The 17,531-nt window shown below is 41.3% G+C and carries 11 protein-coding genes; 8 read left to right on the forward strand and 3 right to left on the reverse strand.

The genetic code is table 11. From position 1 onward, the window contains the following. The first annotated feature begins 35 nt into the window (after window positions 1-35). The 5 genes from FQ608_RS06430 to FQ608_RS06450 are packed head-to-tail and all read left to right on the forward strand — an operon-like array spanning window position 36 to window position 8,013. Window positions 36-3,407, forward strand: coding sequence for a methylmalonyl-CoA mutase family protein (locus FQ608_RS06430; RefSeq protein ID WP_158856992.1), 3,372 nt, complete (start codon window positions 36-38; stop codon window positions 3,405-3,407). A gap of 44 nt (window positions 3,408-3,451) precedes the next feature. Beyond that, window positions 3,452-3,868 carry an OsmC family protein gene (locus tag FQ608_RS06435; RefSeq protein WP_158856993.1) on the forward strand — a complete coding sequence of 139 codons (417 nt, stop codon included), beginning with the start codon at window positions 3,452-3,454 and terminating at the stop codon, window positions 3,866-3,868. Further along, complete coding sequence (locus tag FQ608_RS06440; RefSeq protein ID WP_158856994.1) at window positions 3,865-4,104, forward strand: hypothetical protein; 240 nt, start codon at window positions 3,865-3,867, stop codon at window positions 4,102-4,104. Before FQ608_RS06435 ends, FQ608_RS06440 begins: the two co-directional genes overlap by 4 nt. A gap of 27 nt (window positions 4,105-4,131) precedes the next feature. Next, window positions 4,132-5,133 carry a PDC sensor domain-containing protein gene (locus FQ608_RS06445; protein WP_158856995.1) on the forward strand — a complete coding sequence of 334 codons (1,002 nt, stop codon included), beginning with the start codon at window positions 4,132-4,134 and terminating at the stop codon, window positions 5,131-5,133. A 12-nt stretch (window positions 5,134-5,145) separates the two neighbouring features. Beyond that, window positions 5,146-8,013, forward strand: coding sequence for a PAS domain-containing hybrid sensor histidine kinase/response regulator (locus FQ608_RS06450; RefSeq protein ID WP_158856996.1), 2,868 nt, complete (start codon window positions 5,146-5,148; stop codon window positions 8,011-8,013). A 39-nt stretch (window positions 8,014-8,052) separates the two neighbouring features. Here FQ608_RS06450 and FQ608_RS06455 read toward each other — a convergent pair whose 3' ends face one another. From FQ608_RS06455 to FQ608_RS06465, 3 genes are all read right to left on the reverse strand, one after another. Then, window positions 8,053-9,339 (reverse strand): dihydrolipoamide acetyltransferase family protein, encoded by a 1,287-nt coding sequence (locus tag FQ608_RS06455; protein ID WP_158856997.1) that lies wholly within the window; start codon window positions 9,337-9,339, stop codon window positions 8,053-8,055. A gap of 82 nt (window positions 9,340-9,421) precedes the next feature. Beyond that, window positions 9,422-10,681: a competence/damage-inducible protein A gene (locus FQ608_RS06460; RefSeq protein WP_158856998.1), complete on the reverse strand. Its 1,260-nt coding sequence runs from the start codon at window positions 10,679-10,681 to the stop codon at window positions 9,422-9,424. Window positions 10,682-10,908: 227 nt separating this feature from the next. Continuing rightward, window positions 10,909-12,804, reverse strand: coding sequence for a 7TM diverse intracellular signaling domain-containing protein (locus tag FQ608_RS06465; protein WP_234364092.1), 1,896 nt, complete (start codon window positions 12,802-12,804; stop codon window positions 10,909-10,911). A gap of 570 nt (window positions 12,805-13,374) precedes the next feature. Here FQ608_RS06465 and FQ608_RS06470 point away from each other — a divergent pair. The 3 genes from FQ608_RS06470 (at window position 13,375) to FQ608_RS06480 (ending at window position 17,526) form a co-directional block, all read left to right on the forward strand. After that, a complete protein-coding gene (locus FQ608_RS06470) occupies window positions 13,375-14,499 on the forward strand; it encodes an endo-1,4-beta-xylanase (protein WP_158856999.1) in 1,125 nt (374 codons plus the stop codon). Window positions 14,500-14,666: 167 nt separating this feature from the next. Beyond that, the gene (locus tag FQ608_RS06475) at window positions 14,667-15,761 is read left to right on the forward strand and encodes a glycoside hydrolase family 43 protein (protein ID WP_158857000.1); all 1,095 of its coding nucleotides are present in this window, start codon (window positions 14,667-14,669) and stop codon (window positions 15,759-15,761) included. A 28-nt stretch (window positions 15,762-15,789) separates the two neighbouring features. Beyond that, window positions 15,790-17,526, forward strand: a complete 1,737-nt coding sequence (locus FQ608_RS06480; protein ID WP_234364093.1) for a glycoside hydrolase family 43 protein — start codon at window positions 15,790-15,792, stop codon at window positions 17,524-17,526. The last annotated feature ends 5 nt before the right edge of the window (window positions 17,527-17,531 follow it).

A 17,531-nucleotide genomic window follows, 5' to 3' on the forward strand; every position in this document is an offset into this window, starting at 1 on the left:
CCCCAAGAAAGGGAAGATAACTGAAAATTTATAGCATGCAGCACCCTTATTCACTTAAAAACCCAATAAGAATCGTCACCGCAACTTCGCTATTTGATGGACACGATGTCTCCATCAACATCATGCGCAGGCTCATACAGGCTGCTGGTGTAGAAGTTATTCATCTGGGTCATAATCGATCCGTACATGAGATTGTGAATTGTGCCATTCAAGAGGACGTGCAAGCGATTGCCTGCACATCCTACCAAGGGGGGCATATGGAGTTTTTTACCTACATGTACGACCTCCTGCGTGAAAACAATGCAGGACATATAAGGATCTTTGGTGGGGGAGGGGGGACAATCCTGCAGGAAGAAATGGATCAATTACACGCCTATGGTATTACCAGAATCTACTCTCCTGATGATGGAAGAGCCATGGGATTGGAGGGGATGATCGCTGACCTGGTACAGAAATCGGATTTCAGTTTGAAGGGAAATACCCGAACAGGGGATGAAAATTTTGAGTTAACCAAGGAATTTTTACCCAGACTAATCACTCTTGCTGAAAACGCTCCGGAAGTTCTTGCTCCGATTATCTCCCAGCTAAGAGAAAAAGACATTCACCACAAAATTCCCGTGGTTGGAATAACCGGAACAGGAGGTGCTGGGAAGTCCTCATTGGTAGACGAACTGGTTCGGCGGTTTTTAATGGCCAATGTGGACAAGCAAGTCGCCATTCTCTCTATAGATCCCACCAAACGGAAATCTGGTGGAGCACTTTTAGGGGATCGAATCAGAATGAATGCTATCGACGATGCCAGGGTATATATGAGGTCTATGGCGACAAGGCAATCAAACCTTGCCCTATCCAAGCATATTTCGGAAGTCTTGACAGTAATGAAAGCGGTAAAGTTTGATCTTATTCTTTTAGAGACATCCGGCATCGGTCAGTCCGACTCGGAGGTTGTCGAATTTGCAGATGTGTCTGTCTACGTAATGACGCCGGAGTATGGTGCGCCGACGCAGCTTGAGAAAATTGACATGCTGGATTTCGCCGATCTCATTGTATTAAACAAGGCCGACAAGAAAGGAGCGGAAGATGCCCTTAGGGATGTGAAAAAGCAATACAGACGAAACCACTTGGCATGGGATTTACCAGAGGGGGAGTTACCGGTTTTTTCCAGCATGGCTTCTCAGTTCAATGACCCTGGAATGAACAGGATCTATAATTCCCTAATGAAAATGCTAAGTCACCGCAGTGGCATTCAATTTTCGGGTTTGAACACTGGAGGCGAAGAATTCAAGCAACCTACCTATATAATTCCTTCGTCCCGGGTAAGGTACTTATCCGAAATCACCGAAGCAAACAGAGAATATGACAACTGGGTGATTCGTCAGAAGGAGATTGCCCAGCAGCTATTTGGAATCAGTAAAGCTCTTGAAGTGATGGACATGGAGAATGCCGATGAAGTACATCCTTCCAGAATGATGTTAGAGGGGCTACGTGAAAAATTGGAGAACCGAATGGATCCAAGGTCCTTGGAATGGCTGCAGAACTGGCCCCAAAAGTCCCAAAAATATAAGGAAGAATATTTTTCATTTACAGTCCGTGACCGCGAAATAAAGGTTAAGACCTCATCGGAATCGCTTTCATCCACCCGCATTCCAAGAGTTGCATTGCCCAGTTACGAAGCATGGGGAGATTTATTGAAATGGGGCCTCAGGGAAAATTTCCCAGGGGAATTTCCATATACGGCAGGCGTATTCCCCTTTAAGCGAGAAGGAGAGGAACCTACCCGAATGTTTGCAGGAGAAGGTGGACCCGAACGTACCAACCGGCGCTTTCATTACCTTTCAAGGGGATTGCCTGCCAAGCGGCTCTCCACCGCTTTTGATTCCGTCACCCTCTATGGGGAAGACCCGGATTTCCGGCCGGATATATTTGGGAAAATCGGAAATTCGGGAGTAAGTATATGTACCTTGGACGACGCCAAGAAGCTCTATTCGGGATTTGATTTAGCAGATGCGATGACCTCTGTCTCCATGACGATAAATGGCCCTTCCTCCATTATTACGGCCTATTTCTTGCACGCAGCCATTGATCAGCAATGTGAAAAATATATTTCGGCCAACGGCATGGAAGGGGAAATTAAAGAAAAAATAAAGGAATATTATCAGAAGCTATCCACTGAAGTACCAACCTATGCTGCGGCCCTTCCTGAGGGTCATGATGGGTTGGGATTAATGCTTCTTGGTGTAAGTGGGGCTTGGATACTTCCTCAGGATGTCTACCAAAAGATAAAATCGGACACCTTATCCAGGGTACGCGGAACGGTACAATCTGATATCTTCAAAGAAGATCAAGCTCAGAATACCTGTATTTTTTCCACTGAGTTTTCTCTCAGGCTGATGGGGGATATGCAGCAGTATTTTATTGAACACCGGGTTCGAAATTTCTATTCAGTTTCCATTTCCGGATACCACATTGCGGAAGCAGGAGCCAATCCGATCACCCAGTTGGCTTTGACGCTTTCTAACGGCTTTACCTATGTGGAATACTACCTTTCCAGAGGAATGAATATAGATGATTTTGCACCCAATCTTTCATTTTTCTTCTCCAATGGCCTTGATCCCGAATATGCCGTAATTGGCAGGGTGGCCCGGAGAATATGGGCAAAGGCCATGAGGTTGAAATATGGCGCAAATGAACGTTCGCAGATGCTTAAATACCATATTCAGACCTCGGGAAGATCGCTCCATGCCCAAGAGATCGATTTCAATGATATTCGCACAACACTTCAAGCACTTTATGCTGTGTTCGACAATTGCAATTCCCTTCATACCAACGCCTATGATGAGGCCATTACTACACCAACTGAAGCCTCCGTGCGAAGAGCAATTGCCATTCAGTTGATAATCAACAAAGAACTGGGCCTTGCAAAAAATGAAAACCCATTGCAGGGGTCATTTATCATCGAAGAATTGACGGATTTGGTAGAAGAAGCGGTATATTTGGAGTTTGATAGGATCAATGACCGGGGAGGAGTGCTGGGAGCGATGGAAACCATGTATCAGCGGGGTAAAATACAAGAGGAGAGCATGCGCTATGAGACGCTCAAGCATTCCGGTGAGTATCCAATTATCGGTGTAAATACGTTTCTGTCCAGGGCAGGTTCACCTACTGTCACACCCGGAGAAATTATCCGCGCTACTAACGTAGAAAAGGAAAATCAAATACAAAATGTATTGTCACAAAAGCGTGCATTTGCCGGGGAGTCGAAAAATCATGTTGGTCAGGTGCAACAGGCATCTACAAGCGGTCAAAATATTTTCCATCAGCTTATGGAAGCCGCAGCCTATTGTTCGTTAGGAGAACTGACTCACGGGTTATATGCTGTGGGTGGTCAATATAGAAGAAACATGTAGCTCAATTCGGAACATAATAATTTAAATTGGTATTTTAAAAAGATATGTCTAAACGATCAATTACGCTCACAATGAAATCTGACCATGAATATGAGTCAGTAAATGCTACGGGAAATGTGGTGGGAATAGATATGTATGCTGGTGATGAAAAAAACCATCAGGCACCCATGGAACTTCTTTTGTCAGCCCTTGCGGGTTGCTCCGCCATAGATACTGTTCTAATGATGAAGAAAAAACGAAGGGAAATAGCTGATTTTAGGATAGAAGCAACGGGGGAAAGGCACGATGGAATCCCGGCTTTCTATACATCTATACATATGAAATTTACGTTGGTTTCTCCCGATGCTACACCCGAGGAGTTCGAAAAGGTCGTTAGGTTGGCAGTTGAAAAATATTGCTCTGTTGCCTCCTCCTTAAAACCGGAAATAACTTTTTCTACCGTTTTACTTCGGGAGATATGAGGATAGTGAGGGAACTCGTGAAAGAAGGGATTAGAATCAGCGTTTTTTCATGGAACAATAAATATTTGCTCAAGTTTGAAGACGGGATGATCGAACAGACCTTTAAAGTCAGCGAGTTGGATCTGACTTCGGAAAAAGATATAGATTTTTTTTTCGAGGGGGAGTTTTGGGAAAGGGTTAAAAAAAGATCCGATGAAATGCATCAAATGCTTAGAAATCAATTGGGAAATATGTAAATTTGAATAATATTTAATTATTCGAAGATGAAATATAGTGTTTTTGCATTAAAATTCGCTTTAATAACTTTTTTCGGTTGTAATACTGAAAAGAGATTTGATGATAGTACCGAGTTTGAACTATTGGATTCAATAATTACAACCCTCGAAGTTGAGCTATTGCCTTTAGAATTAGAAATTGTGGAGTTAGCCGCGTTTTCATCTCAATTGTATGCAAAAGAAGATAGCCTTATTTTTGTTGCGGAAAAGGAGAAGTATATAATAGATAAAAATGACTGGTTTTTTAATCCCAATCTGGCAAACAATGAAAGTACGGTGTTTATCTCTCTTCTCGCTCCAAACAGGACTCAGTCCGTTGATGAAGTCTATCTGACAGAACCTCTGGATCAGAAGTTCAAAGATATTGTTGAAAGATATCCCATGGTGGCTCAGGTTTATTACAATACCGAAAGTCAGCTGTCCAGGCTATACCCACCGTATGATTTGGTCAATACCATTGATCCTGATATTGACGTGACAGCATTTAATTTTTACTATTTGGGTGATGAGATCCGTAATCCGGAGAGAAAGCATTTATGGGTAGAGGAAATTTACATTGATCCCGCAGGGAGGGGGTGGATACTTTCCATTATACATCCAGTTTATTTCAACAATGAATTCAAGGGTGTTTTGGGTATTGACATTACATTGGCAGACCTGATGCGGTATTTTCTGGCCAAGTTTGACGAAAGTCTCGTTATAATAGATAATGATGGAACAATTGTAGCTGGATCCGGCAAAGCAATTGAGGCATTGAGTATGCCACCTTTGAGAAATCACACGTACGTTCAGACTATACTCGCCGACAATTTCAGAAAGGAGGACTTTAATTTGTTCAAGAGTAAAAGTAAGGAAGTACGGCAGATGGCCTCTAAATTCTTATTGGAAAAAGAAAGTGCCTTTGAATTTAATTTGGAAGGATATGATTACAAAGCATTTTGTAGAAAGATGAATATGATGAACTGGTATTTAATTAATCTTCAACAATAACATCGGAAAGAAATGCGAATAAATGAAGGCAAGGTATCAGAAAAATTTTCATGGCTCTTAAGCTTTGGGATTTTTTCTGTCGTTTTGACAATCTTGCTTGCCTTGTTTTTTTATCGGGCACTTTCAGACAACTTGATCGAGACAAGACAGATATTCCTGAATAAGCAAGTAGAGCTTGCTGCCAATGAAGCACAGCGGAGATTTACCAATCTCAATTCAGAGATAATATCCTTTGCCAACTCCCCTGAAAATCTAGACATTTTAGATCTGGAGGTCCAGGAGGTCTTTTATGATGCAAGGGCCCGTAGAATCCTAAATAGTTATTATAGCTTGATTGATACACTTTATATTCAACAACGGGGAAAGACCATCTATTACAGGCTTAATACCAACAATTATTTCGAAAAAGGTACAGTCCAAAAAGAACTTACCAAGGCGTCCTGTCACACCTGTCTTTTTGCGGCTTCAACGAGAAGTAATGTTAAGATTTTGCTGAAATTGAATTTGTATAATTTTTTCGCCGAGTCCACCTTGAATTATTATCTGGGAATGGGTGCTTACAAATTTGCCTTTCAAGATGATGAATTGCTAGAACTTCATACATCTAGTAATTTTCCAAATGGGGCCATAAACAAAACAGTCTATGACCGTATGTACCGTGAGATAACGGGTGGGCTGAGGGGGAGTTATGAAGGTGAACTTATAGACGGAGAAGGGCGGCGGGAACCTGTTCTCATAGTGCAATATCCCTTTAACCTACATGAATTGGGTCGGGGGTATGGTTTTGTTTTTGTCCAGGAGAAATCCCATGTTACCTCAGGCATTTATGGGACATATTTTTTTATTTTTGCGGCTTTATTTGGATTACTTTTGGTCATTTTGGTGTTTATTTTCAAATATTTAAAAACCTCAAACGAAAAAAATCTACTCCTCGAAAAGAATTCTAAAGAATTAGCGGAATTGTTTAGGCAACAAACCATGTTGCTGCAGCAAACCAAAGGGTTTATTTATTATCACGACAAGAATTGGAAACTGTATCAAGTCAGCGAAAATGTCAAAAATGTCTTAGGATATGAGACGAAGGAAATGCTTGAAACAGAAAAGAGCGAAATTTTTGAAGGGAATTTTCAGGCTTATCTAGACGAAATTGAAAAGAGTGTTAGGGAAAAAAGTGAATATTTCTATTACGAGTCCCATATTCGGGGAAGAAGTCGAGAGCAAATCCGAGTCAAGTTGTTTGAAAAGCTGTTTTACGATACCACAGGTGCGTTTAGCGGCGGAGTAGGCATTTGTACTGACATTGATGAGAAATATTTGGCGGACCAGGAGCTCATTAAAAGTGAAAACAGGCTTAGATCCGTACTAAAAAGTCTCCCTGACATCATATTCATATATGACAATGAAGGGGTTTATTTAGATTATTATGTCCAGGATGAATCATTGCTTCTGGTGCCGCCGGAGTTTTCAATGGGAAAAAGCATAAAGGAGGTCGTTCAGGGGGCTAAGGGGGAGGAACTTATGGAGGCATTCTTTAAAGCGGCTCGGACGGGGAAAATGCAAACCAGAGAAATGGAGTTACTGCTTGACATAGGCCGCAGGTTTTTCGAAATACGTTTTTTCAAATTGGACGAAAACCGAATTATGTCTGTGGGTAGGGATATAACAGGCCAAAAGCTCTGGGAAAGAGGCCTTAAGGAAGCCAAAGAAGCTGCAGAGCAAGCAAACATTGAGAAATCCCGCTTTTTGGCTAACATGAGTCACGAGATCAGAACTCCCATGAATGGGCTATTGGGCATTATAGGCCTTTTGCAAAATACCCGGATGACAATTGAGCAGGAAAAACTTGTGCGGGTCATCTCGGATTCAGGGGAATCGCTTCTCTCAATTGTCAATGATATTTTGGATTATTCTAAAATAGAAGCAGGCAAGTTGGAACTCAACCCCTTAAGTTTTGATATCCGAAAGGAATTGAATCGAATCATCAATGTGTTTACAGGGATGGCTCATTCCAAAAAAATCAAAATCCGTCTCAATATTGATAAAGAAATCCCGGAATTCGTCGAACTTGACAAGGATAAACTCAGCCAGATTTTTGTAAATATTATCGGAAATGCTGTTAAATTTTCCCACTATGAAGGAAAAATCTCGGTTGTAATTAAAGGAGAGATCTTATTTACTGACAACCTCATACTTCATTGTGTGATTAAAGACAATGGCATTGGTATTCCTGAAGACAAAGTTTCAATGTTGACCATGCCATTTACCCAAGTAGGAGAGTCCCAAAATTCAGAATATAAAGGCACCGGTCTTGGATTGGCAATTGCAAATCGGCTGATTGAATTAATGGGCGGTTCATTGCATGTGGATAGTGAAGTGGGGACTGGCTCTACTTTTTCATTTACACTGATGGCGCGGACCAAAAACAAGGAGACACCACTTTTGCAAAAAGAAGATTCCCAAGATACTCCCACAGATTTGGAGAATATTGCCGAATCTTATCCGTTGAAAGTGTTACTTGTAGAGGACAGTGAAATTAACCTTCAATTTATGACCATGCTAATGAGCCAAATGGGATATAAGGTTTCTGTTGCTACAAACGGGCTGGACGCAATTAAGATGGTGGAAAAAAAGCAATTTGACCTGATATTCATGGATAACCAAATGCCGGGAATGGACGGTATCGAAGCCACTAAATTAATTCGGGCTATTCCATATGGATACAACGCGTCCATCATAGGATTGTCTGCGAATGTTTTCAAAACAGATATCGACATGGCCCTAAAAGCCGGCATGGATGACTACCTTACAAAGCCTGTACGAATTAAAGATATTATCGACAAGATCAAAGATTGCCACAACGGGCTATACGGGAAAAAATAGTCATGTTTATTTAAATACAAATACCGTATTTTATTTTTTTCAGACGACGGTATTGGGGTCAAAATCCTCCAGATAATTGGCAACTTGTTTTACAAACATTCCACCTAAGGCTCCATCAACCACCCGGTGATCATAAGAATGTGACAGGAACATTTTGTGCCTGATGGCGATAACATCTCCGGAAGGTGTTTCCAACACAGCGGGTTTCTTCACTATCGTACCCACTGCCATGATACCGACTTGTGGCTGCATTATTATCGGCGTTCCCATAATATTGCCAAATGATCCAACATTGGAAAGCGTGTAGGTGCCACCGGAAAGTTCGTCAGGCGACAATTTGTTATCCCTGGCCCGTTTGGCCATGTCATTGATTTTTTTAGAAAGGCCGTTTAGGCTAAAGGTGTCAGCATTTTTAATCACTGGAACAATTAAGTTCCCATTTGGTAAGGCTACTGCTATCCCGATATTAATACTCTTTTTCTTAATTATTTGATCTCCCTCAACCGAAATATTTATCATCGGATAGTCTTTTAGTGCCTTTGCTATGGCTTGCACAAAGAACGGAGTGAAGGTTATACTCTCACCCTCCCGCTGTTTGTAGTCATCTTTAATTCTGTTTCTCCAGAGAACCAGAGCGGTAAGATCCGCCTCTACAAAAGAAGTGACATGTGCTGAGATGTTTCTGGACTCTATCATGCGTTGCGAAATCATGCGCCGCATCCGGTCCATCGTGATGATTTCATCCTCTCCACTACTTATTGGCTGAGCTTTCGCAGAGTTGCCATAAGCTTTGGGGACGCTACCACGGACTTTGAGATAAGCAAACATATCCTCCTTAGTTACCCGTCCCTCTTTACCAGTACCAGGAATTTGGGACAGTTCTTCTGGATATATGCTTTCCTTTTTGGCTATACTTAGCACCAGTGGCGAGTAAAATCTGGAGTCGTTTTCAGTAATGTAATTCTTCGGACTTGTCTCAGAATGCGTGATCAAAGCAGCAGTATTTGCGGGAGCAAGAGTCAATAATTCATCCTTTTGAAGGATATCCTCTCTTGTATTTACTTGATCATTTATTTCTTCTTCATCGCTAATCTCTATCAGGGCAATTGGTTTGCCTACCGCTACTACGTCTCCTTCTTTTGCTAATATTTTCTTCAATATGCCGGCATTGATAGCGGGAACCTCCGTATCTACTTTGTCTGTAGCAACTTCTAAAACAGACTCATCCTGTTCGATCTTGTCACCCTCCTGTTTGAGCCAGGTAAGGATAGTCCCCTCGATGATGCTTTCACCCATTTTGGGCATTATCATTTCAACCTCTGCCATGATAAACTATTTTATTGGGTTATATTATCAAGATTAAAATTATATTCCAAATTTTAAACTAATAATCGAATAATCAAAATTTTCAATCAGTCAACTCTAAAATACACATTCGTAACAAGTTCAGTGCCGATATAGCAGTCAGGTGAATATTTATAGACCGGTCAGCGGTGAGGTGCAACAACTTCGTGGCAACTCCCTTCGGATGGCTGCACGCAATCCAAACAGTCCCGACAGGTTTGTCAGGTGTTCCCCCGGCCGGTCCCGCAATACCACTACTGGCTACACCATAATCAGCGGCAAACTTTCTTTTAACTGAATTTGCCATTTCAATCACCGTTTGCTCACTTACGGCGCCCAAGGTCTTTAAGGTTTCTGTAGATACTCCTAGTAGATTTGATTTGAAATCATTGTGGTATGGAATCAGGGCTCCCTGGAAATAGCCACTCGAACCACCAATACTCGTAATCAAGTGGGAAATATAACCACCCGAACAGCTTTCCGCAAATGCCACTTTCTTCCCTTGTGCTAAAAGCAGTTGCCCCACAGCTTCTTGTAGGCTGATTTTGTCGTAGCCATAGATGTATTTTGAAATAAGAGGGTAGACTTTTTCCAATTGGGTCCCCACAGCCTCTTCCACAAAGGATTGGCTATCTCCAAAAGCAGTCAGCCTTAATTTTACCTCCCCCAAGGACGGCAAATAGGCCAGCCGGACATGACGTGGAAGTGAAAGTTCCCACACCTTTATTAAGTCCGAAAGCCAACTCTCACCTATACCTACCGTCTTTATTACCCTGTGATAAATTACGGGTAGGTCATAAATCGTTTTAAGCTTAGGAAGGACGAAATCCTTCATCAATTTTTTCATTTCATGGGGCACTCCAGGCATTGATATCCAGACAGCTCCATTCTCTTCAAACCACATGCCAGGCGCAGTCCCTACCTCATTTTCCACATAAGTACATTTGGTTGGCAAATGAGCCTGCAACTTATTGGTGTCGGTCAATTCCCTTCCTCTTCGTTCGAAAAACCTCCTGACAGATTCCAACGCCTCTGGAACGAGTTCGATGCCGCAACCGAAATACTCAGCAAGTACGGGTTTGGTCAAATCATCCGAAGTAGGGCCGAGTCCGCCAGTGATAATAACTACATCAGCAACTTTCTCCGCAGCCTCAAAGGCATGAAGCATATCGTGTCGATTGTCCCCCACTGTCGTTCGACGTACTACCCGCACACCGATTTTATCAAGTTCCTGACTGATCCAAAGACTGTTTGTATCTTGAATTTGTCCATAGAGCAGCTCATCACCGATAGCAAGGATTTCCGCAGTAACGGTTTTTTTCATGGGTTAGAAATTTTCAAGGGCTAATTTAACGAATTTCGTCAAGCCACTGACTAATTGCGGACAATTTTCGGACCTGTTGCAATCATCAAGAATAGAAATAACTGTAAATCAATGAAATTGATTGATGACGGGTGTTGAAGTCGGTGAGTTGCTAGCCAGGTCTTGGGAATGAATCGTTAAATGTTTTATCTGGTACATCCTATGTGCTAAATGGAACATATTTTTCTCTATTCCAAATTAACTAGGGCTAAGGTTTCCCAGCCGTTGAGTTCCTTGTTGTGACCCACAGTTTCCATTGCCTGTGAAATTTTATTTTTGAACGCCCAGCATGTCTCCCGCCGCAGTTCCAAAATCTCGGAGAGTTCGTTTAGAGTCAAATCAATGTCTTTTCTATTGGATAGGTAAAGAATATAAAATGCCTTTTCTATCGGAAACTTAAGTTTGTGAAATAGCGTATCCACTGTTGGAGACTCTAGGTAGTTACAGTTTTTACACCGCTTGCTGTGGCTCTTTCCATCAGAGTACTTATTATACCCGCATTTTTTACACCTAAAGCTTCCTTTCCATTTTAATTCAGAAAGAAATTCGAGACAGGCGTCTTTGCCGGGAAATACTTTTTTGAAGTCGTCAAAATCCAAGCCTTTCATCAGTGCCAAATTTTTGGTGACCTCTTCCACGCTAATCCGTAACTGCTCGTTGTTTTCTTTGAGATAATTGTTGATCAAGGTGACCTGGGAATTCAATTCCTGCAGAGTCAGGTTGGTCGTCTGAAGGGAAACATTTTTACTGGCCAAATCGGCAGCCATTAATTCAATCTCTCGAGTTCTTTCTTTGACTTTTTGTTGAAGCTGAGCATTCATTTCCTGAATCAGACGATTTTTTTCTTCAAGCGTTTGGGTTTTTTCCCGGGTAGCCTCTTTGTATTTATCTTGCAAAAATTTGAGTTGTTTGAAAATGGATAGGGAGAAAAATACGACTTCCAAAAAAATCACAGGATGTACAAAATACCAATTGAGTACAGGGTCATCAAAAAAAGCAAATTCTTTGGTATAGGAATGAACGATAACCAAAAACAAACAAGCATAAGCAAAGGTGTAGGACATAGAAAAAACCTTAACTTTCAGCAACATGACCAGCCCGGTGACGAAGGGTACCAAAAGGATCAATATAGTCCCAAAAATATAGGCCGTGGGAGCTATTGTATAACTGGCTGTCTGATTCATGAACAGAATCAACTTTAAAACTACAGCTACCATGGTGATATATATAAGCTCCTTCCTTTTGGTGTATTTTTGGACAAAGTGGTTGGAAAAAAGCAATGTGGATAAAATGACGCCTAATTCCGTAATACTATGAATGGTAAACTTATTAATCCAAGGGGAAGTTGGCCAGAGGTATTGAAAACCCAGTCCATCTCTACCAAGAGAGAACCAGATGCAGGCCAAAAGCAAGATTGAAAAGTAGATATACAGAAAATCCTTCAGTTTTATAAACAGGTAAACAGTAAAGGACAGGATAAGAACTAAAACTCCGTAATAGATGCCCAAAAGAAAGTATTCATTCAAAGAATGGGAAATGAATCTTTCATTGGTCCGAACGTGAAAACTAAATCCAAGTGGATAACTTCTTCTTACTTTTAGATAATAGACTTTTTCATCTCCCGGTCTCAGGTCTAGAAAAAAGTTGAAATTTTTATGATTGACCTTCCTGTTGGTAAAATCAAGATCGTACCCCGCCGCTGTCGGAACAAAGCCTTCGGTTTCACTTGGGAAGTAGAAAGTAATTTCATCTATGTCAAAACCCCAACTTTCGAAATACCAGGAATGGTCGGAATTACTTTGCCGATTTCGAACAATCATCCGTAGCCAGATTTCATCTTCCAATGACTCCGGTACGATATTGTCAGAAGTAACTGGCTGAAACCTGTCTTGATACATCGGCGAAGATATCTCCTGAACAGATTTACTGGCGGTGGTATCCACATAAAAATCAATTTTTCGGATTACGGGCAAATGAAAATCCCCATCTTCCAGCTTTATAACAGAAGGTGACCCTTGCTCAGCCAGTGTTACAAAACAGCAAGATAATATTCCTAGAATTGTTAGGTAAGCTTTATATCCCACAGGTCAAATAAAATCTAATTTTGACATTTCAGTCTCCGCCATTATCCAAGGCTTCGAATAGTCGAAATATAAATTACCTCCGACAATTTTACAATTTCAGATGATAAATAACATTTAAATAGTTGATAATCAATGATTTTATTTAAGCGCAATAATTTTTGATTACAATTCGCCTACCCGAAGTTAATCAGCATCTATAAACTGTTTTAACCAGCCATTTTTAATTAAATTCTAACTACACCCTGAAATGTAAATCTTTTACATTTAGATCAATTTAATTTCAATTTTGAATTAATTTTCCGCAATTTTTTGAATAATATGCATTGAAGTGGAGTTTGAAGAGAGGTTTAAGAATGTTAAAAAGCAATATCTTAGAAATAAATTGTCATCCAACACATTCCTTCAATTTCCCTGTCATTTAAGCACATTGAATCATTTAAACATTTGAATATCAAGTTATTGAAAAATTTAATACATTTTTTGTTTGTTGAGTTTCTTGTTAAGTTTGTTTCGTTCTGAACATGCTAACTAGTAGAAATAAGAACAGTCTGTTTCTAACCCTGTAACCACATGCGAAAATCGAATTTTACATTTTTAAATTCCTCAATAATCCTCGTTCTGGTGACATGCTTGTCATTCGTGCCACAGGATCCTGGAGTAAAGGATATTTTTGATGAGGACTTTTATATAGGTGCCGCTCTGGGGTCTTTTACTGTTAGAAATAATGACGCAGCAGTTCGCATGGTTCTGGAACAACATTTTAATAGTATCAGTCCTGAAAATTTGCTTAAATGGCAGTCAGTTCATCCTAGATTAGGGGAATATAATTTCAAAGATGCTGACGCATTTGTAGAAATGGGTGAGAAATTAAATAGTTTCATTGTTGGTCATACACTCGTTTGGCATAATCAGACACCTAAGTGGGTATATCAAGGTGAAGACGGATCACCTCTTGAAATGACTGAACTTTTAAGCCGTATGGAAGACCATATTGAGCAAGTGATGGGCAGGTATAAGGGACGGATCCAGGGTTGGGACGTGGTTAATGAAGCCTTTACTGACGATGGAAAGTATCGGAATTCAGAATGGTTTTCAGCAGCCGGAGTTGATTTTATAAAAAGAGCATTTCAGAAAGCTTCCGAAGTAGATCCTTCCGCAGAGTTATATTATAATGATTACAACATGTGGAAACCTGCCAAAGTGGATGCTTCAATAGCAATGGCCAAGGAAATGAGGGATGAGGGTATCAAAATAGATGGTATCGGTATGCAGGGCCATTATGGACTGACGAGTCCAAGTTTAGATCAGATCGAGCTCTCTATAAACAAAATATATGAAGCAGGCTTCACAGTAATGATAACGGAATTTGATATCGATGTTCTTCCCAACCCATCAAATAGGCAGGGAGCTGACATTGATGATAATTTTGGGTATGATGCAGCATTCGATCCTTATAAGGAGGGATTGCCGGATGAGATAAAGGAGAAGTTGGCAGCACGGTACAGGGAAATTTTCCAGTTGTTCCACCTCCATCGTGAGAAAATTAGCAGGGTGACATTTTGGGGAATAAGGGATCAGGATAGTTGGTTGAATAATTGGCCGATAAGGGGTAGAACAGCTTACCCGCTCTTATTTGACAAAAACTACCAAGTCAAGGAATATATTTTTGAACAGTTAAAGGGAATTAATTCCTGATTAAAAATATGAATCCTTTTAAAAATGAATTATTTATCAAACCTATAAATCAATGCTAGTGCCCTGGATTGACAAAATCCAGCTAAGAAAAATCTGAAGGCGGGTGGACTATATCCATTTGCATTCAGATTTTTTTGTTTATGTATCTTTAAAACCTATTAGCCGATATGTACAAAAAACCACTTCTTGCTCTTGCCATTCTATGTGGAATAGGTTGTTCTGGTAACGAAAGCACCACTCAGGAACAACAGGAAAATTTGGACACTACTAGCGTGTCATTCAGGAATCAGCCTTTGATTGAAAACATGTATACGGCTGATCCTTCTGCCCATGTTTTTGAAGGCAAATTGTATATTTATCCTTCCCATGATGTGGAATCAGCGGTGGAGGAAGATGATCTAGGATCACATTTCAATATGATGGATTATCATGTGTTCTCCATGGATTCTCCTGACGGGGAAATTACTGACCATGGAAAGGTGCTTGATATTGCGGATGTTCCCTGGGTTGGCCGGCAGATGTGGGCACCGGATGCTGCGGAAAAAGACGGGAAGTATTACTTTTATTTTCCTGCCAAGGATAAGGAAGATGTCTTTCGCCTTGGTGTCGCTGTAGGAGATAGTCCCGCAGGCCCTTTCACTGCTCAACCTGAACCCATGGAAGGCAGTTTCAGTATTGACCCCGCGGTCTTTAAAGACGACGACGGTCAACATTATATTTACTGGGGTGGTATTTGGGGTGGTCAACTTCAAAAATGGCGCACTGGGGAATATGTGTCAACCGGAGACAGTCCCTCTGCGGATGAACCCGCAGATGATGAACCTGCGATTGCACCGCAAGTAGCTAAGTTAAGCGAAGACATGCTTCAATTTGGTGAATCTCCAAAAGACGTATTAATTTTAGATCAGGAGGGAAATCCTATTACCGCTGGGGACCATGAAAGACGTTTCTTTGAAGCAGCTTGGATTCACAAGCATAATGATGTCTACTACTTTTCCTATTCTACGGGAGATACGCACAATATAGCCTATGCCAGCGGCGATAGTCCTTACGGTCCTTTTACTTATCAAGGTGTACTTCTTAAACCGGTGCAAGGTTGGACGAACCACCATTCTGTAGTAAAAATGGATGATCAATGGTATGTGTTTTATCACGACACGCAGCTTTCAGGAGAGACGCATCTGAGAAATATAAAGATGGCTCCGTTAAACCATCTACCTGATGGTTCTATAGAAGCCGTTGACCCCATGTCGGTAAATTAATCGGATATTACTTTATAAAAGCGTAAGGATGAATAACGAAGTAGCCACATTGGGATTGAGTAAAATGAGATTTGGATCAGTAGTAAACGCCTTGGTTGCTATTGCCTTTTTGTTGGTGTCTTGCAAATCTGGCGAGGAGAATGCCACAAATGAAAACGCTTCCGAAACAGAGACGTTTGAAAATCCAATTCTGCCTGGATTTTATCCGGATCCCAGCGTTTATCGTGTGGGCGAAAATTATTATCTGGTCAATTCTTCATTTGCCTATTTTCCTGGGGTGCCCATTTTCCAAAGTACTGACTTGGTTAACTGGGTTCAGTTAGGCCATGTACTGGACCGGCCGGAACAGTTGGATCTGGAAGGACTGGGGATCTCAAGGGGCATTTTTGCGCCTACCATTCAATATCATGAAGGCACCTATTATATGTTGACAACATTGATAGATAATGGAGGTAATTTTGTCGTTACGGCTACCGATCCAGCCGGCCCATGGAGTAATCCGCATTGGCTACCCACTGTTAGAGGGATAGATCCGTCACTCTATTTTGATGAAAGTGGCAAATCGTTTGTCATCTATAACGGTGATCCTCCAGGAAGGCCGCTCTATGACGGCCACCGGGCAATTCGGATGATAGAGTTTGACCTAGCTACATTAAAAACTATTGGAGAAGACAGGGTATTAGTCAATGGAGGAGTAAATATTGATGAAAAGCCTGTTTGGATAGAAGGGCCGCATATTTTTAAGCGTGGAGAATTTTATTATTTATGTGCTGCTGAAGGGGGTACCAGCGTCAACCATTCCCAGGTTATTTTCCGAACGAGGGATTTGAATGATCCCTTTATCCCGTATGAAAATAACCCCATCCTAACCCAAAGGCATATGGATCCAAATCGGGAAAACCCGGTTTCTGCTACGGGACATGCAGAACTGGTCCAAACTCAAAATGGAGAATGGTGGGCTACTTTTCTGGCTACACGTCCCTATGACCTTGACGATTCATATAATATTGGTAGAGAAGTTTTCCTAGCCCCTGTTACTTGGACAGAAGATGACTGGCCGATTATCAATGCCGATTTTGAGGCTGTTCAATTCAGTTATCCTCTCCCTGACCTTCCAAAGAGCAATCAACCTATGGACTTCCCCAAATCCGGCTCTTTTACGTTGGAAGATAGATTTGATTCAGAAGAGCTGAAACCCTACTGGATGTTTATCCGGGTTCCAAAAGAAGAATGGTTTTCATTGAGTTCTGATGGGATTGAAATGAAACTCCGGGAGGAAACAGTAGGAGGTACAAGTAATCCATCCTTTATTGGAAGAAGGCAACAACATCAGGTTGGATATGCCACCACTGATTTGGACTTCTCTCCTAAGGCTCCTGCTGAAAAATCCGGTCTGTTGCTTTTTCAAAATGAGACCCACCACCTGCTATTTGGTAAGTCACTTAATGGCGAAGGCGAGGTGGTTTTGGGATTGTGGCAGTCTGATGACAATGGAGAGTTAAATCTTCTGCAGGAGGAGGTATTGGAGTCAGATGGGAAAATCCAGTTAAAAGTAGTTTTCGACAAAGCCCTTTATAAATTTGAATATCGAACAGCGGTCAGTGAAAATTGGGAAGGATTTTATGATTTTGAAGAAGGGACTTTCCTAAGCACCCGTGTTGCGGGGGGATTTGTTGGTGTTGTTATGGGCCCATATGCTTCTTCTTCCGGAGAACCATCGTCAAATACGGCGCAATTCAGCCAATTTACCTATTCAGGAGAGTGATAGTA

The sequence above is a fragment of the Lunatibacter salilacus genome (assembly GCF_009797935.1).
Classification (GTDB): Bacteria; Bacteroidota; Bacteroidia; order Cytophagales; family Cyclobacteriaceae; genus Lunatibacter; species Lunatibacter salilacus.

Excerpts from the sequence above, each read along its gene's own strand:
- FQ608_RS06475 (WP_158857000.1), top strand. The coding sequence starts at position 14,667 with ATGTACAAAAAACCACTTCTTGCTCTTGCCATTCTATGTGGAATAGGT.
- FQ608_RS06440 (WP_158856994.1), top strand. The coding sequence starts at position 3,865 with ATGAGGATAGTGAGGGAACTCGTGAAAGAAGGGATTAGAATCAGCGTT.
- FQ608_RS06455 (WP_158856997.1), bottom strand. The coding sequence starts at position 9,339 with ATGGCAGAGGTTGAAATGATAATGCCCAAAATGGGTGAAAGCATCATC.
- FQ608_RS06470 (WP_158856999.1), top strand. The coding sequence starts at position 13,375 with ATGCGAAAATCGAATTTTACATTTTTAAATTCCTCAATAATCCTCGTT.
- FQ608_RS06430 (WP_158856992.1), top strand. The coding sequence starts at position 36 with ATGCAGCACCCTTATTCACTTAAAAACCCAATAAGAATCGTCACCGCA.
- FQ608_RS06435 (WP_158856993.1), top strand. The coding sequence starts at position 3,452 with ATGTCTAAACGATCAATTACGCTCACAATGAAATCTGACCATGAATAT.
- FQ608_RS06445 (WP_158856995.1), top strand. The coding sequence starts at position 4,132 with ATGAAATATAGTGTTTTTGCATTAAAATTCGCTTTAATAACTTTTTTC.
- FQ608_RS06480 (WP_234364093.1), top strand. The coding sequence starts at position 15,790 with ATGAATAACGAAGTAGCCACATTGGGATTGAGTAAAATGAGATTTGGA.
- FQ608_RS06460 (WP_158856998.1), bottom strand. The coding sequence starts at position 10,681 with ATGAAAAAAACCGTTACTGCGGAAATCCTTGCTATCGGTGATGAGCTG.
- FQ608_RS06450 (WP_158856996.1), top strand. The coding sequence starts at position 5,146 with ATGCGAATAAATGAAGGCAAGGTATCAGAAAAATTTTCATGGCTCTTA.